The organism is Paenibacillus sp. lzh-N1, assembly GCF_002872435.1.
GTDB classification, from domain to species: Bacteria; Bacillota; Bacilli; order Paenibacillales; family Paenibacillaceae; genus Paenibacillus; species Paenibacillus polymyxa_C.
Genome location: NZ_CP025696.1, coordinates 1,833,475 through 1,856,265, shown reverse-complemented (window position 1 = coordinate 1,856,265; position 22,791 = coordinate 1,833,475). Strand labels below are relative to the sequence as shown.

Annotated in this window: 25 protein-coding genes; 18 read left to right on the top strand and 7 right to left on the bottom strand. The window is 43.6% G+C overall.

Annotated elements, in window-relative coordinates:
* The first annotated feature begins 64 nt into the window (after positions 1 to 64).
* The 6 genes from C0638_RS08405 to C0638_RS08380 all read left to right on the top strand — a co-directional run bounded on the left by C0638_RS08405 (position 65) and on the right by C0638_RS08380 (position 4,024).
* Positions 65 to 1,603 (top strand): FAD-dependent oxidoreductase, encoded by a 1,539-nt coding sequence (locus C0638_RS08405; protein ID WP_102163415.1) that lies wholly within the window; start codon positions 65 to 67, stop codon positions 1,601 to 1,603.
* Between the two features lie 77 nt (positions 1,604 to 1,680).
* Complete coding sequence (locus C0638_RS08400; protein ID WP_040102524.1) at positions 1,681 to 1,932, top strand: hypothetical protein; 252 nt, start codon at positions 1,681 to 1,683, stop codon at positions 1,930 to 1,932.
* A 40-nt stretch (positions 1,933 to 1,972) separates the two neighbouring features.
* Positions 1,973 to 2,353: a spore coat protein gene (locus tag C0638_RS08395; RefSeq protein ID WP_043886153.1), complete on the top strand. Its 381-nt coding sequence runs from the start codon at positions 1,973 to 1,975 to the stop codon at positions 2,351 to 2,353.
* A complete protein-coding gene (locus C0638_RS08390) occupies positions 2,350 to 3,486 on the top strand; it encodes a zinc-dependent alcohol dehydrogenase (RefSeq protein WP_058711921.1) in 1,137 nt (378 codons plus the stop codon). Before C0638_RS08395 ends, C0638_RS08390 begins: the two co-directional genes overlap by 4 nt.
* A 29-nt stretch (positions 3,487 to 3,515) precedes the next feature.
* Positions 3,516 to 3,728, top strand: a complete 213-nt coding sequence (locus tag C0638_RS25615; RefSeq protein WP_013373789.1) for a hypothetical protein — start codon at positions 3,516 to 3,518, stop codon at positions 3,726 to 3,728.
* Positions 3,725 to 4,024, top strand: coding sequence for a spore coat protein (locus C0638_RS08380; protein WP_013373790.1), 300 nt, complete (start codon positions 3,725 to 3,727; stop codon positions 4,022 to 4,024). The genes C0638_RS25615 and C0638_RS08380 overlap by 4 nt, the downstream gene beginning before the upstream one ends.
* 116 nt (positions 4,025 to 4,140) lie before the next feature.
* Here C0638_RS08380 and C0638_RS08375 read toward each other — a convergent pair whose 3' ends face one another.
* On the bottom strand, positions 4,141 to 5,127 hold the full coding sequence (locus C0638_RS08375) for an aldo/keto reductase (RefSeq protein ID WP_058711922.1): 987 nt from the start codon (positions 5,125 to 5,127) through the stop codon (positions 4,141 to 4,143).
* Positions 5,128 to 5,365: 238 nt separating this feature from the next.
* Between C0638_RS08375 and C0638_RS08370 the strand changes: the two genes are divergently transcribed.
* Complete coding sequence (locus C0638_RS08370) at positions 5,366 to 6,073, top strand: phosphodiester glycosidase family protein (RefSeq protein ID WP_058711923.1); 708 nt, start codon at positions 5,366 to 5,368, stop codon at positions 6,071 to 6,073.
* Positions 6,074 to 6,121: 48 nt separating this feature from the next.
* On the opposite strand, the gene C0638_RS08365 is transcribed toward C0638_RS08370, so the two are convergent.
* Positions 6,122 to 6,613 carry a hypothetical protein gene (locus C0638_RS08365; protein WP_013373794.1) on the bottom strand — a complete coding sequence of 164 codons (492 nt, stop codon included), beginning with the start codon at positions 6,611 to 6,613 and terminating at the stop codon, positions 6,122 to 6,124.
* A 119-nt stretch (positions 6,614 to 6,732) separates the two neighbouring features.
* Here C0638_RS08365 and C0638_RS08360 point away from each other — a divergent pair, with 119 nt between their 5' ends.
* On the top strand, positions 6,733 to 7,917 hold the full coding sequence (locus tag C0638_RS08360; protein ID WP_013373795.1) for an RCC1 domain-containing protein: 1,185 nt from the start codon (positions 6,733 to 6,735) through the stop codon (positions 7,915 to 7,917).
* A 168-nt stretch (positions 7,918 to 8,085) separates the two neighbouring features.
* On the opposite strand, the gene C0638_RS08355 is transcribed toward C0638_RS08360, so the two are convergent.
* Complete coding sequence (locus tag C0638_RS08355; protein WP_025675722.1) at positions 8,086 to 8,715, bottom strand: YfbR-like 5'-deoxynucleotidase; 630 nt, start codon at positions 8,713 to 8,715, stop codon at positions 8,086 to 8,088.
* Between the two features lie 167 nt (positions 8,716 to 8,882).
* On the opposite strand from C0638_RS08355, the gene C0638_RS08350 reads away from it, so the two are divergent.
* The 5 genes from C0638_RS08350 to C0638_RS08330 all read left to right on the top strand — a co-directional run bounded on the left by C0638_RS08350 (position 8,883) and on the right by C0638_RS08330 (position 13,954).
* Positions 8,883 to 9,578 (top strand): response regulator transcription factor, encoded by a 696-nt coding sequence (locus tag C0638_RS08350; protein WP_058711924.1) that lies wholly within the window; start codon positions 8,883 to 8,885, stop codon positions 9,576 to 9,578.
* Positions 9,571 to 10,575 carry a sensor histidine kinase gene (locus C0638_RS08345; RefSeq protein WP_040102519.1) on the top strand — a complete coding sequence of 335 codons (1,005 nt, stop codon included), beginning with the start codon at positions 9,571 to 9,573 and terminating at the stop codon, positions 10,573 to 10,575. The genes C0638_RS08350 and C0638_RS08345 overlap by 8 nt, the downstream gene beginning before the upstream one ends.
* A 102-nt stretch (positions 10,576 to 10,677) precedes the next feature.
* Positions 10,678 to 11,439, top strand: coding sequence for an ABC transporter ATP-binding protein (locus C0638_RS08340; RefSeq protein WP_013373800.1), 762 nt, complete (start codon positions 10,678 to 10,680; stop codon positions 11,437 to 11,439).
* Entirely contained in the window at positions 11,429 to 13,369 is a 1,941-nt protein-coding gene (locus tag C0638_RS08335; RefSeq protein ID WP_058711925.1) for an ABC transporter permease, read from the top strand. Before C0638_RS08340 ends, C0638_RS08335 begins: the two co-directional genes overlap by 11 nt.
* A 189-nt stretch (positions 13,370 to 13,558) precedes the next feature.
* Positions 13,559 to 13,954 carry a hypothetical protein gene (locus tag C0638_RS08330; RefSeq protein WP_013373802.1) on the top strand — a complete coding sequence of 132 codons (396 nt, stop codon included), beginning with the start codon at positions 13,559 to 13,561 and terminating at the stop codon, positions 13,952 to 13,954.
* Positions 13,955 to 14,038: 84 nt separating this feature from the next.
* On the opposite strand, the gene C0638_RS08325 is transcribed toward C0638_RS08330, so the two are convergent.
* Together C0638_RS08325 and C0638_RS08320 are read right to left on the bottom strand one after the other, a co-directional pair.
* A complete protein-coding gene (locus tag C0638_RS08325; RefSeq protein WP_058711926.1) occupies positions 14,039 to 15,013 on the bottom strand; it encodes an aldo/keto reductase family protein in 975 nt (324 codons plus the stop codon).
* A 164-nt stretch (positions 15,014 to 15,177) separates the two neighbouring features.
* Complete coding sequence (locus C0638_RS08320) at positions 15,178 to 16,140, bottom strand: radical SAM protein (RefSeq protein WP_025675717.1); 963 nt, start codon at positions 16,138 to 16,140, stop codon at positions 15,178 to 15,180.
* Between the two features lie 244 nt (positions 16,141 to 16,384).
* Between C0638_RS08320 and C0638_RS08315 the strand changes: the two genes are divergently transcribed.
* From C0638_RS08315 to C0638_RS08300, 4 genes are all read left to right on the top strand, one after another.
* Positions 16,385 to 17,248, top strand: coding sequence for a hypothetical protein (locus C0638_RS08315; RefSeq protein WP_058711927.1), 864 nt, complete (start codon positions 16,385 to 16,387; stop codon positions 17,246 to 17,248).
* A 114-nt stretch (positions 17,249 to 17,362) separates the two neighbouring features.
* Positions 17,363 to 17,839: a DsrE/DsrF/DrsH-like family protein gene (locus C0638_RS08310; protein WP_058711928.1), complete on the top strand. Its 477-nt coding sequence runs from the start codon at positions 17,363 to 17,365 to the stop codon at positions 17,837 to 17,839.
* Between the two features lie 135 nt (positions 17,840 to 17,974).
* Complete coding sequence (locus C0638_RS08305; RefSeq protein WP_058711929.1) at positions 17,975 to 19,483, top strand: aminotransferase class V-fold PLP-dependent enzyme; 1,509 nt, start codon at positions 17,975 to 17,977, stop codon at positions 19,481 to 19,483.
* Positions 19,484 to 19,564: 81 nt separating this feature from the next.
* Positions 19,565 to 20,074 carry a DUF1036 domain-containing protein gene (locus C0638_RS08300; protein WP_013373808.1) on the top strand — a complete coding sequence of 170 codons (510 nt, stop codon included), beginning with the start codon at positions 19,565 to 19,567 and terminating at the stop codon, positions 20,072 to 20,074.
* A gap of 126 nt (positions 20,075 to 20,200) precedes the next feature.
* Here C0638_RS08300 and C0638_RS08295 read toward each other — a convergent pair whose 3' ends face one another.
* The gene (locus C0638_RS08295; RefSeq protein ID WP_058711930.1) at positions 20,201 to 21,253 is read right to left on the bottom strand and encodes an LLM class flavin-dependent oxidoreductase; all 1,053 of its coding nucleotides are present in this window, start codon (positions 21,251 to 21,253) and stop codon (positions 20,201 to 20,203) included.
* A gap of 250 nt (positions 21,254 to 21,503) precedes the next feature.
* On the opposite strand from C0638_RS08295, the gene C0638_RS08290 reads away from it, so the two are divergent.
* Positions 21,504 to 22,259, top strand: a complete 756-nt coding sequence (locus tag C0638_RS08290) for an AIM24 family protein (protein WP_013373811.1) — start codon at positions 21,504 to 21,506, stop codon at positions 22,257 to 22,259.
* 120 nt (positions 22,260 to 22,379) lie between these two features.
* On the opposite strand, the gene C0638_RS08285 is transcribed toward C0638_RS08290, so the two are convergent.
* The gene (locus C0638_RS08285; RefSeq protein WP_058711931.1) at positions 22,380 to 22,721 is read right to left on the bottom strand and encodes a zinc ribbon domain-containing protein YjdM; all 342 of its coding nucleotides are present in this window, start codon (positions 22,719 to 22,721) and stop codon (positions 22,380 to 22,382) included.
* Between the last annotated feature and the right edge of the window lie 70 nt (positions 22,722 to 22,791).

Sequence of the window (22,791 nt, the reverse complement as noted above, 5' to 3'; positions counted from 1 at the left end):
TATATAAAATCATACAATGATAACAATGTATACAATAGTTGTAATCAAAGGGGTGCTTGTGAAAATGAAACAAGACGAGTGTCATACAACCTTCCCGCAATTTCCAGAATCGTATTGGTTAGCTTCAACTGACGTCCCCAATTTCCCCAAGCTTAATGAAGATATTCAGGTGGATGTTGCTATTGTAGGTGCGGGGATCACCGGTATTACCACTGCTTATTTACTTTCTAAAAAAGGACTAAACGTCGCAGTCGTTGACGCAGGGCGGATACTTCATGGAACAACGGGCCATACCACCGCCAAAATTACCGCACAACATGATTTGATCTATAGCGAGTTCCTCTCACATTTTGGTAAAGAGAAAACCCAACTCTATTATGAAGCTAACCGCGATGCTCTTGAATTCATCAGACAAACGGTAGAAGAGTATCATATCGATTGTCAATTTGCAGAAGAAGATGCCTACGTTTATACATGTGCGGATACGCATGTGGAAAAAATCAACGACGAATATAAAGCTTACAAGGAACTTGGCATCCCGGGAAGTTATGTCGAACAAACGCCTCTGCCCTTTTCAACTAAAGCAGCTATTATGATGGAAAACCAAGCTCAGTTTAATCCGATTCCTTTCTTAAGGTATCTAGCCAATCAAGTCATCCGGCAAGGCGGGAAGATTTATGAACAGACCACCGTTGTGGGTGTGGATAAAGGAACCCCCTCTATTATTAATACAAGCGACGGGCACAAGATTACCTGCAACTATGTCGTATCCTCCTCTCATTTTCCGTTCAATGATCCAAACAGTCTTTATTTTGCGCGATTGCATGCCGAGCGGTCTTATGTACTAGCGGTCAAGACGGACAAAACCTATCCGGGTGGTATGTACCTAAGTGCGGAAACCCCCAAACGTTCGCTTCGCTCTGTACTAATAAACGGTGAACCGATGGTCATCGTCGGTGGCGAAGGCCACAAAATGGGTCAAGGAATCTGCACATTTCAATACTATGAAGCTTTAGAAAAGTTCGCAGAGCAAACATTTGGATTAAAGGAAATCGTCTATCGCTGGTCGGCACAGGACCTGTACTCGTTAGACAAGCTCCCTTATATTGGGCAGGAACTATCCGATGTTTCCAACATCCTCGTTGCTACAGGGTATAGAAAATGGGGGATGACGACAAGTGTCGCGGCAGCTTTATTAAATACGAATCTGATAACCAGAAAGGAAAGCCCGTATCAGGATCTTTTCTCCCCTTCAAGATTTCATGCAGACCCTGACATTAAAACATTTGTAACTCAAAATGCGAATGTGGCGAAGCACTTGATTGCTGGTAAGCTGGAAATCAGCTATAAAAAAGCCGAAGAACTCCAGCAAGACGAAGGGGCAGTCGTCCGGGTAAACGGCAAAAGGGCGGGCGCATATCGAGATCCACAAGGAGCACTGCACCTGGTGGACACTACGTGCACCCATATGGGCTGTGAAGTTGACTGGAACGAGGCCGAAAGAACATGGGATTGCCCATGTCATGGCTCACGCTTTTCATATCAAGGCGAAGTCATTGAAGGACCGGCCAAAAAAGCACTTGGCAAGGTTGAAGCCGAATAGCACGATCCTTCCTTTCGGAATAAACCTAGTTATGCTGGACAAAATACCTTCGAGAGTCATAAAAGAAAGGTGATCCTATGACAAGCCAACAGCCTACATTAGCGGCACATGAGTCCCTGGAAATCCACGAAGTCCTTAACTTCAAAACCTTATGTTTAGCGAAGTCCAAATTAATGCAGGGCTTAGTATTCGATCAAGAGCTAAAGGATTTAATGGAAAAAGATGTTCAGCAATCTATTCAGGCTATTGCCGATTTGCAAGCAATCTATGCTAAAGCACCGTTTCAAGCGCCTGTTCCTGACTTCCGCCCAACACCAATTTTAAATTGAGGTGAATGATGTGACACCTAACCAGACCCAGTCCGCTAAAATGGATTATGTGGACCCAAAAAACTCATTAAATATGCCGGAAATGGCAGACACGACCCTTGCAATGGATTTTCTGGTTCGCGTCAAGGAAGGGGTTCGGAACACAGCAATAGCTTTGACAGAAACTGTCTCTACCGATGCCAGAACCCTATTACGTAATCAACTGCATCAAGGCATTGCGCTTCATCAGGAAATTACCGATCTTATGGTACGAAAAAAATGGTTTCATCCCTATGATCTGCAAAAGCAATATCAATTGGATCAACTGTCAGCCAATAAGACGGTGGACATCAGTAAAATGAAACTGTTCCCAGACGATACCACCCGCAAAGGTATGTTTGATCGCACGCCGGACGAACATATGGGAGGAAACCAGGCATGAAAGCAGTGACCTACCAAGGTATCAAAAACGTTGTGGTTAAAGATGTTCCGGACCCGAGTATTCAAAAAGCCGATGATGCGATTATCAGACTGACAACAACCGCTATTTGTGGTTCAGATCTGCATCTCATTCATGGAATGATTCCGAATCTACAAGAGGATTATGTAATTGGGCATGAGCCGATGGGGGTTGTAGAAGAAGTCGGCAGCGGCGTGACTAACTTGATAAAGGGAGATCGCGTGATCATTCCCTTCAACATCGCGTGCGGGGAATGCTTTTACTGTAAAAACCAATTGGAAAGCCAATGTGATCATTCGAATGAAAATGGAGAGATGGGCGGTTTCTTCGGCTACTCCGGGACAACTGGTGGATATCCAGGTGGACAAGCTGAATATTTGCGTGTGCCTTTTGCCAACTTTACTCACTTCAAAATTCCGGAGAGTTGTGAACATCCTGACGAGAAGCTTTGCCTGATTGCTGATGCCATGACTACTGCATTCTGGAGCGTCGATAATGCCGGAGTGAAGGATGGGGATACCGTCGTTATTATCGGCTGTGGACCGGTAGGTCTGTTAGCGCAAAAGTTCGCCTGGTTCAAAGGGGCTAAACGAGTCATTGCGGCAGACTATCTCGATTATCGTCTGCAACATGCGAAGCGCACCAATCACGTGGAGATCGTGAATGTGGAATCGCAAGAAAACGTCGGCAACTACCTCAAGGAAATAACCAAAGGAGGCGCGGACGTAGTTATTGACTGCTCCGGCATGAGCGGCAAAATGTCTCCGCTGGAGTCCTTGGCTTCCGGGCTTAAGCTTCACGGTGGAGCTTTAGGAGGGCTGATCATAGCTACACAGGCTGTCCGCAAAGGCGGCACCATTCAAGTTACCGGGGTATACGGCGGTCGATATAACGGTTTTCCTCTGGGAGACATTTTTCAGCGAAATGTTAATTTGCGTACTGGACAGGCTCCTGTGATTCACTATATGCCTTATATGTATGAGCTGATCGATACGGGGAAGGTTGACCCTGGGGACGTTGTCACACACGTTATTCCGCTAAGCGATGCCAAACGGGGGTATGAAATTTTCGATACCAGACAAGACAATTGCATCAAAGTTGTACTTAAACCTTAACTATCTATTGGACTGGAGGCAAATGTCGTATGGTGTATGGCCTGCACGAAACACTTGAAGTCCATGAATTGTCAGCATTCAAAACAGTGTGCCTTACCAAATCTAAAACAATGCAAGCATTGATCTCAGATCCGGTCCTCAAAGCTATATTGCAAAAGGATGTTGACCTAACAACACGGCAATTGCAAGAGTTGGGTAACATTTTAAATCAAGCCTCGTCATCACAGGAGGTAAAACAATGAACATACTCTTGGAGCATTTGACCGGACTAAATATTTTAACCGACCAAGTGATTGCTGCCGATTTCTTAAACACCGCCAAAAGCGGTGTGAGAAATTACGCCATGGCTGTAACGGAAGCGGGAACTCCAGAAATTAAAGCTATGCTTACAAAACAACTGGATGAAGCTATTGATATGCATGAGCAAATCTCAACGTACATGATCGAACGCGGCTGGTATCACCCATGGAACGTAAACGAGCAGCTGTCGATGGATCTGCAAAATATCAATACCGCATTGCAAGCTCCTGTTTTGTAAAAGGATGCCTTCGACATTATACGAAGCACGTTCTTGCGTATATATAAAGCCCCCAAAGCCGTCCGTTACGCTGATTGGCGTTAAAGACGACTTTGGGGGTTATTTCGTGGTCCTCATTATTCCGCTTGCCAATTTGGCATCCGCTCTGCCGGGTAACGAAGGCCCGCTGCCATTCCTTTGGGGATGATTGCGTTAATAGTCTCCATTTCCTCTGCGGACAAGCCCACATTCACTGCCCCTGCATTTTCCTCTAAATACGTGACCCGTTTAGTACCGGGAATCGGTACAATTCCCTCTTGCGCAAGCAGCCAGGCCAAAGCAAGCTGAGAAGGCTTGACTCCTTTTTGAGCCGCAAGATCCTTAACATGCTGCACGAGATCCAGATTCTTCTGGAAATTCTCAGGCTGAAAACGCGGCACCGTGCGACGGAAATCATCTTCTGCAAAATCATCAAACTTCTGAATTTGCCCACTCAAAAAGCCGCGGCCCAGTGGACTGTAGGCCACAAATTCGATGCCCAGCTCCTTACATGTGGGTATAACCTCATCTTCCGCTTCCCGGCTCCATAAGGAGTATTCTGTTTGCAACGCTGTAATCGGGTGTACCTTGTGAGCACGTCTGATCAGTGCAGGAGACGCTTCGGATAGCCCCAGATAGCGGACTTTTCCCGCTTGAACCAGATCACTCATCGCACCTACCGTTTCTTCAATAGGCACATTCGGGTCAACACGGTGCTGGTAGTACAAATCAATCACATCTACACCCAATCTCAGCAGGCTGCGATCACATGCCTGTTTTACATATTCAGGACGGCCGCTGACACCCAGGAATCCCCCATCCTCTCCGCGCATAATGGAGAATTTGGTAGCCAACACTACCTCATCCCGGTGGCTGCGCAGGACTTGACTGATCAGTTTTTCATTTTTCCCCACACCGTACACATCGGCTGTATCCCAGAAGTTGATCCCCAGCTCCAACGCACGATGAAGTGTTTTGATCGATTTCTGATCATCCAACTCACCATAATACTCGGACATTCCCATGCAGCCCAGACCCAGAGCAGATACTTGAAGCTCGCTGTTACCCAGTTGTTTCTTTTTCAATTTTATCACTCCCAAATTGTCAGATTAGTTACGTATTTCCTAATCACCACGTCACATCCAGTATGTTACTACTTAAAGTTAACTTTAAGTCAAGTGGTGTCTTGTATATGATGTTTCAAATTTTTTTAGAAAAATCTGATTTCCGGGTTGTAAAAGACAAGTGCAAATTTCCTATATATATGAGAAACGAATTATCGCGCGAGATTCTGTTTCAAAATCATCTAATTGGAGGTTTCCCATGCCAGCAAACTACTCTTACACTAAAACGTCTGATGGTTTCCATGTGATCATTACGCCAGCCTCGAATATTCAAAATAAAAATATTCGAAGCCGGATCACACAGCAAACCGATTACGGGATTAATGGGGGCTTCTTTTACCCTATCAGCACCACAAAACCACCAACTCAAGGTTTATCCATGGCGGTGACACCTAATAACACTCACGATATTAAGGCAAATGCCAAAGAGAATAGTCGAGGTACTGCATTTATTTTTACGGAAAGCAACAAAACAAAAATAGGGATTACCCGTACTTCAAGTCTGACGGATCTCAAAAAACAAATGGGAACGGCCATTAAGTACAAATCCATTATTAGCGGCGGTAGTCTGTCACTGAAGAATGAGGAAGAAGTATGGCTCAAGGAGCTGAAAGAGATTGAAAATTTCGATCTGAACGGAACCTTACGATACACCGAATCCATCGGACGGACAGGCTTGGGCTTCAAAGTCGTCAATAACATTTGGCAGGTCTACCTGGTTGTTCATGAAAATGCGACGCTGAAACAACTTCGCAACTATTTTATCAAGCAGGATTGCTTCGAAGCCATTCTTCTGGATGGTGGAGGCTCGTCCGGCATTCAGGTCAAAAATTCTGCAGGCACTATGGTCAAATATGAGCAAACACGTTATATCTACAACATGGTGAAACTTATTAACATCACCTAAGCCTTATGACGTGCTTCCATAGGAGTAAGGAGGCCTTACTGGCCTCCTCTACAAATCATCCAGCACGACCACTTCCAATGCTAGGAAAACAGGTGTTGCAGGGTACACATAGGAGACTTCAATGGATTGCCCCACCTGTAATTCTGCCGGACGGATTAATTGCCTCCGCTGACCATCCATCTGCTTATAAATATGTGTGTCTGGAACGGATATATAGACCGATTGGATAGGCTTCTCCGTTGGATCTTCACTTTGAGGTAGTTCTTGAGCAAATTGAACCGGCTGTTCAAATCGGATCAAATAATCCATGCTGGGGGCTGCCAATGGTTGTTCGATCTCTTTATCCATTTTTTCGATGCTTTTAATTTTAGCACGCCCCGTGTATACCGTTGTGCTTTCCAGACGTTCTAAATCAAAAATGGATTGAGCCACCACTTCATTTGTATGAGGTTGTTTAACTGGCGACGCCGATTCCGTTTTAGAACATGCCGACAATAAGGCTGATACAAGTAAGACTAGGACAAAAACTCCTTTTCTCATCAGTGATCCTCCCTAATCTGGTTTATCATTTGCGACTTACTAATAAGACGTGACAGGAACAATTTGGTTGCTTTCATCATGTATTCATCCATTACTATTTCGAAAGGTGTGTAGTTTATATGTTAAAAAAACTCGCTCTAACAGCTCTTGCCGCATCAACACTTCTAGTGGGGAGCTCCATTACGGCAAGCGCCGATTCTGCCGTGAATTACGACCATTTGCTTTCAGCAGGGACCACTAACGCTTACTTGGCTATGGAAGATGGATCTTCATTTTACGCAACGGGAAGTAACGGCAATGGCAAGCTCGGCGTGGGCGCTGGCGGAGGGAATAATAAAACAAGCCCGATGCAAGCAGATGTATCTGACATCGCTATGATTGATGCTGGTGATTTGCACTCAACCTTACTCAAAAAAGACGGAACGATCTGGTCTTGGGGTTTTGCAAGTTACGGCGAACTAGGAACAGGGAACAAGCGGGATACGGCAAAAGTCCCTGTTAAAAACAAATATATTGATAATGTTAAGGAAGTGAGAGCAGGAGGTCAATTTACACTTGCCCTCAAAAATGACGGTACGGTGTGGGCTTATGGAGAAAACAACTTTGGGCAACTGGGCATTGGCACCAAAGGAGTTTCCGCCTTTTCCGTTAAGCCTGTCCAGGTACAAGGCTTAGAAGATATTGTAGCCATTGACGCTGGTGATAGCTTTGGCGCAGCTCTAGACAAAAATAATCAGTTATGGGTATGGGGGCGTGGTTATGATGGCGCTCTGGGACAGGACGATAAAGAAAACCAGCTTACCCCTGTTCAATACCGAATTGATGATATCAAAACCTTTACCGCTGGAGCTGACCGTATTTATGTATTAACGAACAGCGGGGAAGTATACGCTTCGGGTAGCAATACTTCTGGTAAGCTGGGGGATGGAACCTCTACCTTTAGAAGATCACCTGTATTGATCAACATTTCCGACGTAAATAGACTGAAAGCAGGCAAAACCCAAACTTTCGCGCTGAAAAATGACGGAACTCTTTGGGGTTGGGGAACTAATAATGAAGGACAGGTAGGTGACGGGACCGATGTATTTTCTGTTAAAGTCCCATCCCAAGTTGTAGATGACACTAACACGCCACTAACCGATGTAGTAGCATTCAGTGCAGCAGGAACCCACTCCCATGCTTTGACAGCCGATGGGACCGTCTGGTCCTGGGGATTTAATAGAAATGGTGAACTGGGAATTGGCAATACCAAGCAACAAAATGCAGCCACTAAAACCAACTTCCCGAATCCATTTTCAAAATAAGCATAGCTCTTCCGTGCTTCTCAATCTAAAAGAAGCCAAAGTAGCAGTTCAATCAACTGCTGCTTTGGCTCTTTAATTTTACTTAGGAGCTGCTTATTACAAATAAGCCTATAATTATGTATGAACAGAAGCGCTTCACAGCTTCTGAAAGATGGTAAGGAAATTCTTTTACAGAGCTAAAGCCTCTTCCGTAATCTTTTTGATATCAATGGATGAAGGCGTTTCTTCCTTTACCATATCTGGTAGGATATTTTCCAAAAAATATTCAACGCATTTCAATTTAATATTTTTGATTTTTACAAGCGCATTGCGATACATCACGATAAATTCTTTTTCCGTATTCCCCCGCTGAAGCTCGGCAAATGCTTCATACACCTGATCCATTTTATCCGCTACTTCTAAAATTAAACCTTCAACAGAATCATCTTTACCTTCTCTTAGCTGTTTGCGGAAAATCGCTTTAAAATCCTCGGGAATATTCTCTTCAATAAAATACTCAATCATACCCTCTTCGACCTGCTGGATTAATAGCCGGAGTTCCTTGGAGGAATGCTTAACAGGCGTTTTAATGTCTCCAATAAAAATCTCCCCATAATCGTGACTGCTGGTAATCTCGTATAGTTTTTTCCAGTCAATGCAGACACCGTTTCTCTCTTCAATATCAGCTAGCGTTTTGGCATATTGTACTACTTTCCAGGAATGAGCCGATACACTATGTTCCTCGAATTTAAACTTGCCCGGACAACGGATAATTCTTTCCAACTCATTTAGCGATCGAAAATAGGTGTGAATCCCCATCCATGCATCCATCCTTTTAACGGTATGAGATTGTAGATATAAACCAACTATAAACCTCAACTATTAACAGCAGATTATCGCAATATCAAGTTGATTCAACCCCATATAGCACATAAACAAATTTTGCTATACACTTTATATAAAAAAATTAAAAAGTGGTGAAATCGTTGTTTAAAATCTTGCTGATTGAAGATGATGAAACTTTGTTCCATGAAATAAAGGACAGGTTAACTCAATGGGCATATGATGTGTACGGTATCCAGGATTTTAGTAAAGTCATTCAAGAATTCACAACGATAAAGCCTGATCTGGTCGTGATTGATATTCAATTACCGAAATTTGATGGTTTTCATTGGTGTCGAATGATTCGATCCCACTCTAACGTCCCGATCATCTTTTTATCATCGCGGGATCACCCTACGGATATAGTGATGTCAATGCAGCTTGGAGCGGATGATTTTATCCAAAAACCGTTTCATTTTGATGTACTGATTGCAAAATTACAGGCGACACTTCGCCGTGTATACAATTACAATACAGAACCTGTTTCCCTGAAAACATGGCGTGGAGCGACGGTCGATTATGAAAAAAATGTAGTAGCCAATGAGGCTGGCTCCATCGAATTAACCAAGAACGAAATTTATATATTAAAGCTGCTGATTGAACAAAAGAATAAAATTGTCTCTCGGGAGGAATTAATTAAAAGCCTCTGGGATGATGAACGTTTTGTCAGCGACAATACCCTGACCGTCAACTTGAACCGCCTGCGTAAAAAATTGGACGAGCTGGATTTGGGCCGTTTCATTGAAACGAAAGTGGGGCAAGGCTACATGGCTACAGAAGAGGCACCTGCCTATGATTAAAAAATATCTGAGGGAAAGGTTGAGCTGGATTCTACTGTTTGTGTGTCAGCAATTCCTGATCCTGTTCATCGCTTATGTGGATGCAGCAATTCCATTAATGCCGATCCTTTATATCGTCTTCTTATCTATGATGATTTTCTTGGTTTTTTTAATCATTCGCTATCTCAAGGAAACTAAATTCTATACCACATTAGAAGAATGGGAGAGCCCTCTAGAACTAACGGGTATAGGCGAACCGGAGAGTCCGTTTGAGCAAATCATTGAACAAAAAATCACTGACCAGACCGAACGGTTACAACAGATCATCTCGCAAAATCAACTGACACTTGAACATGAAAAAGATGAACTACTATCCTGGATTCATGAGGTAAAAACACCTTTAACCACCATGCATTTGATGATTGAGCGGTTGGACGACAAGTCCCTAAAAGCTCAGTTAACCTATGAATGGCTACGAATTCACTTACTGCTGGATCAACAGCTCCATCACAAACGCATATCTTTTATTGAAAATGATCTATATGTCGAGCAAGTGGATTTAAAATCTCTGGTTTTTAAAGAAATCAAAGCATTACAGTCATGGTGCATCCAAAAAGGGATCGGTTTTGACATCCGACTTGAGCAAATGGAAGTGCTAAGTGATGCCAAATGGCTGGCTTTTATCATCAGACAGCTCTTAACCAATGCCATCAAATATAGCGATGCCAGCGATATTATCATTCACAGCTATGAACAAAGGGATCGAATACAGCTTGAGGTCCAAGACTTTGGGCGCGGTATTGATCCGAAGGATATACCTCGTATTTTCGAGAAAGGTTTTACATCCACGACCCAACATTCTGATCATACTTCGACGGGCATGGGGTTATATTTAACGAAAAAGGCAGCGCAGTCCCTGCTCATACATATAGATGTGCACTCCAAACCGAACATGGGTACTACCTTCACTTTAATTTTCCCCAAACGAAATGATTTCGTAAGTATGCTGAGCATGTGACAGAGATGTCACATGCTTTTATATACTGTTCGCCCAATCAAAGGAAAATCATCGGCACGATTTTTATAATAAGGCTACAAGAACAATAAGGAGTGCATCGAAGTGAATATTTTAGAAGCCCATAAGATTCACAAAAGCTATGGTAATAAGCTAAATATGCAGGAGGTTTTGAAGGGAATAGATATCGTTATTGAAGAAGGTGAATTTGTCAGTATTATGGGAGCCTCCGGTTCAGGTAAAACCACACTGCTAAATGTCCTCTCCTCCATTGATAAAGTGAGCCACGGTTCCATTAAGATCAATGATATCGAAATGACGAAAATGAAAGAAAAGCAACTGGCTGAATTCCGCAAAAAGCATTTAGGCTTTATTTTTCAGGAGTATAATCTGCTGGATACGCTCACCGTGAAGGAAAACATCCTCTTGCCGCTATCTATCACCAAAACGCCTAAAAAAGAGGCTAACCGAAGATTTCAGGAAGTCGCTACAGAACTGGGGATTTATGAGCTTAAGGACAAATACCCCAATGAAATCTCGGGCGGGCAGAAACAGCGTACATCTGCGGCTAGAGCGTTTATTCATGAGCCTACTATTATTTTTGCCGATGAACCTACGGGTGCGCTTGATTCGAAGTCGGCATCCGATTTATTAAACAAGCTGGGTCAGCTGAACCAAAAGCGCAAGGCAACCATTATTATGGTCACGCACGATCCGGTTGCAGCCAGCCATTGCAGCCGCGTTATTTTTATCAAGGATGGGCAAATGTACACGCAGCTTCATAAAGGCGTGCAGGAGAGACAAAGCTTCTTCCAGGATATCATGAAAACCCAAGCGGTCTTAGGCGGGGTTCAACATGAACATTAATCTACTCATTCTTAAAAATCTGAAAAAAAATCTGAGCAATTATTATCTCTATGTTTTTGCTCTCATTTTCAGTGTTGCGCTCTATTTCTCCTTCGTCACATTACAGTACGATCCCTCCATGGATGAAGTGAAGGGTTCTGTTAAAGGTGCAGCCTCCATACGGGCAGCTTCTGTTTTACTGGTCGCTATTGTCTGCATTTTCCTTATGTATGCTAATAATATTTTTATAAAAAGACGTAGTAAAGAAATTGGCTTATTTCAATTGATTGGAATGACAAAAAACAAAATTTTTCGCATTCTAAGTGCTGAAAACTTAATTTTATACTTCGGTTCGCTTTTCGTCGGAATAGGGGTTGGATTCTCCTTTTCCAAACTAGTGATCATGATCTTATTTAAGACGACGGGTGTCGAAGCCATTGCCACTCTATATTTCTCTAACCAAGCACTGACTCAAACACTCATCGTTTTTGTTGTCATCTACTTGCTGATCATGGTCATGAATTATTCTTTTATCAAAAGACAAAGTATTTTGTCTTTGTTCCGAGTGACCTCAACCACCGAAGGGAAAATCAAGAAAATAACGATCTTTGAGATGATCATCGGGATCATTGGCATCTCGCTTATCGCCTTAGGTTACTATGTTTCCTCCAGATTATTTGGTGGAGATTTTACATCCTTAAATGAACTATTTATGGCGATGGTGTTTATTTTGGGCTCTGTCATCATCGGGACATTTCTTTTTTATAAAGGATCCATCCGCTTTATTTCCAATATCATCAGAAAAAGCAAAGGCGGATATTTAAACATCCATGAGGTGCTGTCCCTCTCATCCATTATGTTCCGCATGAAATCCAATGCTTTGTTGTTAAGCATTATTACGACAGTATCGGCACTTGCTATCGGTTTACTATCCTTAAGCTATATCGCCTATTATTCTGCGGATCAAGCAGCTGAGGACAATGTACCTTCCCATTTTGCCATGACGAATGTGCCGGATGCGGAGAAATTCAAAGCGTTACTTCATCAGCATGATATAAAGTATCGTGAAAAGAAAATTGAAGTCATTCAAGTCAGTGTGAAGACAGCACAAATTATGGAGACTCCTATGGAACCATTAAATGATGGTACGGATTCCATGACACTGCCTGTCATTAGCGACCAATCTGTGGAGGGTACGGATGTATCTCCAGGCCAAACGGTTTTAACGGGCTATAATGATATGTTACAGAAATTCATGTCCTTGAAAGACTTTGGACCCTTGGATTTGAAGGGAAAAACAGAAGTCATACCTCAACAATATGTGGGTCTAAAAAGGGATTATGTCATTCCTTACTATTTTACAGCCGGGGGGCTACCCACTGCCATTGTAGATGAAACCATCTTTGAGCGGTTAAAAAAAGACGTAAATCCTAAGATTCAGAAGAAGTCATCCCCATATATTGGAATTGATATACTAAATGAAGCACAGATCAAAGAGGCCGATCGACTGTTTGCAGCTGCGAATTTTAACGATCAACAAACATCACAGCTTGAAATGAGCAGCAATCAGAAGAGAAATATGGGAGTGATCATGTTTGTCGTTGGCTTTTTGGGACTGACCTTTCTCATTACATCAGGCTGTATTCTTTATTTTAAGCAGATGGATGAGAGCGAAGACGAAAAGGCCAATTATACTGTATTGAGAAAGTTAGGCTTCACCCAAAGTGACCTGCTGCGAGGCATTAAAATAAAACAACTCTTTAACTTCGGCATTCCGTTAGTGATTGGCCTATCACACAGCTATTTCGCCGTCCAATCCGGCTGGTTCTTGTTTGGAACCGAAGTTTGGATGCCTATGATCATCGTAATGGTACTATACACTGCCCTATATTCCATTTTTGGAGTTCTATCCATTCTGTACTATAAAAAGGTCATTAAAGCAGCTTTATAATCAGTCATACGCCCAAAAGTCTCTGGCAAAAAAGTGCCAGGGGCTTTTCCAAATATTTGAGCATTTTCGTTCCTGCGTGTACAATAAAATAACTATCATCGTAGCCCCAAAGGGGGAGAGCATATTTTATTATTACTCATCAATGGCATCGGCATTATAGCGAATATTATACTCGGTTCCTCTGTAGGGGTGGCTATTATCGTAGGAATCGTCTTTTTCCTGATCGGATTCCCTGAGTTTAAAAAATCGCCCAAACTCACGAAAAAGGCTAAAAAAGATATCACTTATATTATGTCAACATTATTAACGCTTGTGATATTCGTAGTTATCGTTTCTTGGAATATTCATACTTCAGGTGACCTGTTTCTTGAAGGTCCGCTAACACCGCAGATGAAGCTTCACTGGGGGCAAAAGGTATTGATATTGGGGTTGGTGGAAGGTCTATGGGCTGTCATCAGTCTAAAATGGCTGTTGCCCATCTTTTTTGATCCGCTGGATCTCAGTAAGAAGCAAATCCTTGTTTTAGTGAGCGGGATTGCACTTAGTATGATTTCAGGCATCTATGCGATGCTTGAAGCAAGTTAAAAAGTCTCGCCCTTCTCTGTTAAGGACAGGAAGAGCGAGACTTTGTTATTGATGGCTTCCCTCTATAGAGGCTCGTGTGAATGCTTAGCGCAAAGGCTCAAATCCCTCTGTTTGCTTCAGAATCTGCTCAATTTCCGCGCAGGTCTCCGGTTGCAAAGTCACCTCGACTGCTTTCACATTTTCTTCGATTTGTGCCGGTTTAGTAGCCCCAATCAGTGCAGCGCTGATACCCGGTTCTCTCAGAATCCAGGCAAGCGCGAGTTGTGACAGGGTGACACCCAAATCCTTCGCCAGCTTGTCCAGCTCCTGAACGCAGTTGAGAACAGTATTGTTCATGTAACTGCTGATGACATTATTGACAGAGGCATCAGCCCCGCGACTCCCCGTCGGTATAGGTTGTCCCGGTTTGTATTTACCCGTGAGGATGCCTTGGGCTAGAGGTGAAAATACAATTTGGCCGATGCCTATCTGCCCGGATACGGGAAGAACCTCATGCTCGATATAACGCTCGAACATATTATAGATCGGCTGATTGGCAATCAGCGGCCGCAGATTCAGCCTTTTTCCGATACCATAAGCATCCGTGAGCTGGGCGGCACTCCATTCACTGACCGCAGCATACAAGATCTTGCCTTGAGCCTGAAGATCATCTAGCACCCGCAGTGTCTCTTCCAACGGAGTATCTGGATCATAACGATGGCAGAAGTACATGTCGATATAATCCGTGCCGAGCCGCTTCAAACTTGCCTCACATTGCTCCATAATATGCTTGCGTGACAGCCCTCTGTCATTGGGACCGGAATCCATAGGAAAGAATACCTTAGTAGAAAGTACATAGCTTTCTCTCCGGTAAGGCTTCAATGCGGCTCCCATAGCCTTCTCGCCTTCTCCACGGTTATACGCGTTCGCGGTATCAAAGAAATTAATCCCAAGTTCAAAGGCCTTGGCAATACAGGTATGAGCTGCTTCCTGTTCGGCGACCGTACCGTACGTTAACCAGCTCCCCAGTCCGATTTCACTAATTTTAAGACCGCTGTTGCCTACATTTCTATATCTCATATCTACTCCTTCTTTCATAAGAAGCTTGCATTTTTATATATCTTAACATGTAAACCCTTTCATTAAAACAAATAATAAAGGACTCGTGGAGTTACATGAAGGACATCTACCACCCTACTCGTTAGGGTAGTAGATGCTTATTGTCTCATCATCTCAAATTATATCTATATGCTTCCTCCAGGGAAAAGCGCATCATATGCAGGACAAGGCAGTTTGTCGAGAAACTCCTGAAGCTGCTTGGGCTTATTTTTGTAAATATCCTTTAAGGACGTTCCGTTATAGATATTACCGATGACTACAGGATGGCATAGTTCACAGATTAGGATGTCCCCGTTCCCGTGCAGATGGAGCTGTTTTTTACCATCAACACAGTTGGAAAAGTATACCCCCGGTTGCTCCTTGAAGCCCAGCGCCTCAGCAAAACGGTCCATACAGGTAAAATACAACACAGTATCGTCTTTTTTATGCGCAATCAGGTCATGAACGGAACGGACAAGTGCTTCCTTGGTGGAGATCGCGTTCCAATTCGTATGATCCATCACGATGCTGTTTTGGATTTCATGGATGCGTACACCGAGTTCGTAAACCTTTTCACTGATCGCTGGCATGTTGTTCTGCGTCTCTTCAAATAACAATGTCTCCAGCACCGTTTCCAGCTTGGCTTCGGTACACAAACGGATATTTTGAACGATTTTCTCATACATACGAGGGTGAACATGATAATAGGCTGCATATTTATCGGCATCCGTGAAGTTAAAGGAGATATGAATATTGGAAAGCCCTGCGTCACGCAGTTTCTCAATTCGTTCAGGGCTAAGCAAGCTCGCATTGGTATTAAGCTGGGTTGCAATTCCCTTGCTCGAACAGTGAGCCACGATGTCCAGACAATCGTCATACTTTAAGGTTACTTCGCCCCCGGAAAGTCGCACACGTTTTAACGTTGGAATGTCATCAATAATACCTATGACCTCTTTGCTGCTGATGCATTGTCCGTCGTTCCGCTGATATGCGCAGCAGTAATCACACTTGAAGTTGCAATTAGAGGTGACCCCGACTTCCAGACCCTCCAGCTCGTAGATGCCCGGCTTTTCCAGTTCAAGTGCTTTATATTTGTTCTCTATACTCAATTTCTTATAATCCTCCCGATCTCAGGCTTGTGTCTTGAATTCCCTTGAGATTATACAGAATGGGATGGGTTTGTAGATATGACATTGGTAACGGCAGGAGTTTTAGAGTCTATTCTCATCACAAATTGACATGTGGTATTGAATATCCCCAAAAAACATCCAAATTAGTGCAAAAAAAAGGAAACTTATTCCGTCTCTTTATAATGTGCAAATAATAGTACTAATAAGGAGGATTTTTAAAGAAATGAAAAAATTGTACAAAGCAATCTCTACAGCAGCACTTGCAGGAATCATCGGCGCTCTTCCGGTAATACCGACTCATGTCTATGCAGCAAGCTCTTCTGTCAAGAGCACTACCACAAGCTCATCTACTGTAAATGCATCTACACCATCAGACAGTACAGTTATTAAAAATGCTCAAAAGAAATTACAGGAGATTACAGGTAAGAAACTGGAGCTCGTTTACAAGCAAGCTTTAGGAAATGAAATCGAATTAAGTGTTAAAGGGCAAGGATTTGATCAAGTTTCTACCGATAAAAATGGGAATATAACGGATGCCCATGTCGAAGTAGGTAATCGCACATTCATGATTAAAAATAACAAGTTAGATCATACCGTAGAGGACGTTGACACGAGCAAGGCAGACAAGACAGCTCTGAAAGCGGCAGAAGGCGTGTTTGGAGCTCTTGACGGAGTAACCAAAGGAAACCTGAAGCACATCTCCCTGATTGCGAAGGGAAATAAAAAGGTTTTTGAATTTATGTTCCAAAACGGTGATAAGGAAAGCCCTGTTTGGATTCAGGTCGAAAAGGGCTCCAATCAAGTGATGTCGATCAATACCAGAATTCTCGCAGACAAGCTTTTCGGAAAAGACAAAGCAGAAGTCGATACAGTAGAGCAAAAACTGAAATCATTCTCAGAAGATCAAATTCTGGAACTGGCCCAAAAACAGGATAAAGAACTGCTAAACGTTGATCTGACCGGATATAAAGTGATTAAGAATACGCAAATGCACGGCAGAGTCACTTTTGAAAAAGATCATTCACCTAAGCTGAGTGGAGACTTTAATTCAAAAGGTCAGTTTTACTCCCTTAAGGTAGAATATTGATTCTTAACTGGTGTAAGTGCCTCCTCAACAATTGTGATCAATATGTGAACTGGGCATAGTTCTCATTTCCAAATCCATACTGAATATATCTATTGGTAATGGAGGCGGAAGATCGTGGATAAAAGGATGAATTTGCTTATGTTCAGCGGCGATTATGATAAAGCAATGGCTGGACTGATTTTGGCCAATACAGCTCGGGAGCTGGATGTCGAGGTTACGATGTTTTTTGCGTTCTGGGGATTGTCATTGGTTCGTGATCCCGATAAAATGACGCTTGAGGACAAAACAATTTACGAGAAACTCATGGACATGATGACACCCAAAGGGCCTGAAGCCATGCCGCTGTCCCATATGAATTTTAGCGGTCTGGGCAAGTTGATGCTGACGGAAATGCTGGAAGACAATGAAGCACCGAAGCTGATCCATTTCCTGAAAGGGGCCCGGAAGAAAAACGTCAAATTTTATGCCTGCAAGCTATCGGTGGATATTATGGGCTTTAAACCGGAAGAATTCATACCTGAACTGGAAATTATCGAGGCCAAAACGTATCTGAAGGATGCGCTCGAATCAGATATGCAACTTTTTATCTAATATATACCCATGCCTTATCCTGCTGTTGGATGAGGCTTTTTAATTTGACTAAATGATGACATTCGCCCATTTTTTTTAACCTATTCCAGCCTACCTACGTACCCTAAGAAGACAGAACGACTTGGGAGGCGCCGTATGCTCATGGCTCGAATCGGAAGTAGTAACTGTAGGTATCAGCCTTCTAACGAGGCTTATTTTCAAAAGTATCGCGAAAATACAATCGGTTATCACCAGACCTTTGAATCTCTATATGGGCTTAAAAAGCTGATTTATGCGGATTGGGCAGCTAGCGGTCGTCTGTATGGACCCATCGAGTCGAAAATAGCTTATGAATTAGGTCCATTTGTGGCGAACACGCATACGGAGTCTAATTTGACAGGTACTCTGATGACCCAAGCCTATGAAAAAGCGAAACAAATCATTAAGAACCACGTTCATGCCAACGAACATGATATCATCCTATTCGCCGGGTCTGGGATGACAGGTGCGGTGAATAAGCTTCAGCGACTATTAGGATTAAAAATACATGAAAAATTAAAGCCCCTCTACCCCATCGCCGAAAAAGACCGCCCCGTTATTTTTGTTACACACATGGAGCATCATTCCAATCATATTTCCTGGGCAGAAACCATTGGAGACGTTGTGTGTCCCCCTCCGGGCCCCGGAGGAATGGTCGATCCAGCTCATCTCGAACGACTGCTGCATCAATTTCGGCATCGCCCGATCAAGATTGGCGCTTTTACCGCCTGCTCCAATGTTACAGGGTTCGAAGTGCCAATTCACCAACTATCCCGCAAAATGCATGAACATGGTGGCGTATGTTTCGTTGATTTTTCGGCAAGTGCACCATATGCGGAGATCGACATGCATCCTACAGATCCCCTTGAGAAACTGGACGGGATTGTATTTTCTCCTCACAAATTTCTTGGTGGCCCCGGCACAAGCGGCGTTCTCATTATGGATTCGCGGCTGTGTCTCCATTGTGCTCCCGATCAGCCCGGAGGCGGCACGGTAAGTTGGACCAGTCCTTGGGGTGGATACGAGTATAAAGATAGTATTGAGGCTCGCGAGGATGGAGGCACTCCTCCTTTTCTACAGGCTGTTCGAACCGCGCTCTGTATTCAGTTGAAGGAGCAAATGGGATACAAACGCATATCGGAGCGTAAAAAGGAGCTGACCTCATTATTGCTAAAAGGCTTGAGCTCCATACCCAGTCTGCACATTTTGGGGGGAAGCAGCCAAGATCGACTGGGAATCGTTTCTTTCGTTGTCGGCCATATTCACTATAACCTGATTGTAAAACTACTCAATGATCGATTTGGCATTCAGGTCCGAGGTGGCTGTTCATGTGCTGGGCCCTATGGACATTATTTGCTGGGCATCGACCAGCAAGCTTCTAAACAAATGATAGACCTGATTCATGCGGGAGACTTATCTCGAAAGCCGGGCTGGGTGCGTCTGTCGCTTCATCCCATGATGACCAATCAGGAAGCTTCTTATATTGTCTCTTCCATACGGGCTATCGTGGAAAACATCATAACCTGGCAAAAAGATTATACCTATCAACCGGAATCCAACGAATGGCGATCTTTGAATGAACATAACAAAATAGACATCAGCAAATGGTTCAACTTTAGCAATTAAGAGACTCTTGTCCGTTTCCTTCTTTCAAAATACTCATAAGCTACACTGTAAGATTACTATATGAGGAAAGAAGGGGCGACAATGGGTCTCAATTTTCGCAACAGCACCAATGCGGCTATCTTTGTAGTTTTTGCCTATCCGGACTTCAGCTGTACTCCTGTTAACTACTCCAAAGCAGGCTGGTATCGCGTGAACCCCGGTCAAACTATTCAAGTATGGAGCGGCTTCGCCGGAGGTAATACGTTTTTCTATTACGCCGAGGATGATTTTGGACGTACATGGCAGGGTTCTTACTTCACTCAAGTTCCTGAGAATGCCTTCGATTGGTGCTGGGATACAGGCTGTACCACTTGTAGAAACGTGGGACTGCGGAGAATTGCGGTTAGCCCGTTCGTCTTGAACTATACTATCGACTTTATAAGAAGCAGCAGCCAAAGAAAACCTGCATCAACCACACTCCGCATGACGCTGCCTTCCAAAGCAACCCAAGAGAAACCTATCTTGCGCAGAGTTCCTGCCAAACCTAAGAGATTACAACAAGGGAAACCTCAATTACAGAAACGCATCACTCATAAAAAACGGACAAAATAAAGAATGATCTGAACTCACCTATACAGATTGTTTAGAACCCATACAGAATTATTTAGAACCAAAAAAGGAGCGACCTCCTTACACGGTCTGCTCCTTTCTCTTTTCTCTATGCTGAGGTCAATCCGCTTATTTGCTCTCAGATTCCCACTTGGATATCTCTTCACGCACCCGTGGCGCTACCTCTGTTCCCAATAACTCAATAGCTCTCATGACATCATCATGCGGCATCGTGCCGACGGGCACATGCAACAGAAAACGTGTAATGCCTACCTGTTTACGGAGATGAATGATTTTCTTGGCAACCGTATCGGGATCACCTACATACAATGCTCCTTCAAAGCTGCGCGCGGCATCGAAGCTGGAACGAGTATAAGGACCCCAACCACGTTCACGTCCAAGCACATTCATGCTCTGCTGAGTGGAAGGGAAAAACTTTTCCGCTGCAAGCTCGGTGGTCTCCGCGATAAAACCATGCGAGTGGGATGCAACTGGAAGCAGCGATGCATCATGACCTGCCTGCTTAGCTGCCTTTTTGTACAACTCCACCAATGGTGCAAACTGCATAGGGCTGCCCCCAATAATGGCAAGCACCAACGGCAATCCAAGCAAGCCCGCACGAACCACAGATTCCTGATTGCCTCCACTCCCGATCCATACAGGCAAAGGATTTTGCACCGGACGCGGATACACGCCTAAATTGTTGATCGCAGGCCGATGTCCGCCTTTCCAGGTCACTTTCTCAGACTCCCGTATTTTCAAAAGAAGTTCCAGTTTTTCATCAAACAACTCATCGTAGTTATCCAGGTCATATCCAAACAACGGGAACGATTCGATAAAGGAACCTCGACCTGCCATAATTTCAGCTCGTCCGTTCGAAATACCGTCCAGCGTAGCAAAATCCTGAAACACGCGCACCGGATCATCCGATGAAAGCACCGTAACCGCACTGGTTAGGCGAATTCGTCGGGTCTGTGCCGCAGCAGCAGCCAGTATAACAGCCGGAGCAGATGCCGCATAATCTTTACGATGATGCTCTCCCACGCCGTACACATCCAGTCCTACCTGATCAGCAAGTACAATTTCCTCGACCACTTCACGTATCCGTTGTGCGTGACTGATAACCTCACCGGTTTGGGGATCCGGTGTTGTTTCTACAAACGTACTTATACCTATCTCCACTTGTCTTACCCCCTATTGTATGTTTCATTTTTCATTCGGTTGCTTTCGAAGCAATCATTTTAAAAACCGATATCTTTATATTGAACCTTTTTTATATCTTTTTCAAGCTCTCCTTTTCTGAGTTTGAAAATCAGGCGAGAGAAGTGCCGAGATCTGCGCAGGAAAAGCAGTCTCTTTGTCGAATTATGGTATGGAGTAAATAAGATTTCCATCCCCACACCATGAAAACAACAAGGAGGCGCATACATTTATGGCTTTTGTTATTAATAATTTAAAGGATAACAGCAATGTTGCCATCACTGACCAATTAGGTGGATTTACGGTACTGGAATACATAACAGATTTGAGTTGCACCTCGGTTGCGGCTGCGAAAGACAATTACTATATGAGCAAAAGTAACATGCGCCGCAAGCAGCTCATGATCGAAATCAATAATAGTGAGATTATGATGAGGGCAGGTGCCATGCAATATACTGTAGGTAGCATGGAAATGACTACCGGTGTAAAAGGCGTGGGAGGCTTAATGCGAAACTTGGTATCCGGTGCTGTAACAGGGACAGGTGCCATTAAGCCGCACTATAAAGGCACGGGAACCATCATGCTGGAGCCTACCTATCAATATATTTGGCTTATTGATGTCGATAATGATGACATTGCCATCGAAGACGGATTGTTTTTAGCTTGCGACGCCACACTGGACATATCCGTTGTTGCACGTAGTAATCTTTCCTCTGCTGCACTGGGCGGAGAAGGGTTATTTAATTTAAGCGCCCGTGGAAAAGGAGTACTGGCACTTCAAGCGCCGATCCCTTCTGATGAAGCGGTCGTTATAGAATTGCAAAATGATGTGCTTAAGGTGGATGGTAACTTTGCCCTTATGTGGTCCAACACCCTACAGTTTACCGTCGAAAAATCGGGGAAAACCAAAATGGGCTCGGCCGCTTCCGGCGAAGGGCTGGTTAATGTATACAGGGGAACAGGAAACGTGTGGCTGGCACCACTATGACATCTATATGGGCATGAGCATTGGAAGCCCAATGATGCCCAATGCTAATAAAAAAGGAGAAGCCCTCGGCTTCTCCTTTTTTAATCCTCATGGAACTGAACAGTTTCTCTGCTATATACTTTAATTCTTTTTAACAAACTCCGATTTTAGCTTCATTGCTCCAAAACCATCAATTTTGCAATCAATATCGTGGTCGCCTTCCACCAGACGGATGTTTTTTACTTTGGTGCCAATTTTCAAGACGGAAGAGCTTCCCTTCACTTTAAGGTCTTTGATGACAGTTACAGAGTCACCATCCTTAAGAATGTTACCATTCGCATCTTTGACGACTTTTACGTCTTCACTGCTTTCAGTTTCTGACTCGGCAGACCACTCATGAGCGCATTCCGGGCAAATAAACAGACTGCGGTCCTCATAAGTGTACTCTGAATTACACTTAGGGCAATTTGGTAAATTAGACATAGTATTATGTACTCCATTCATTTTTTATTTCTATTCCAAGCCATCTTGGAGTTCCCTACAAGTATATTGG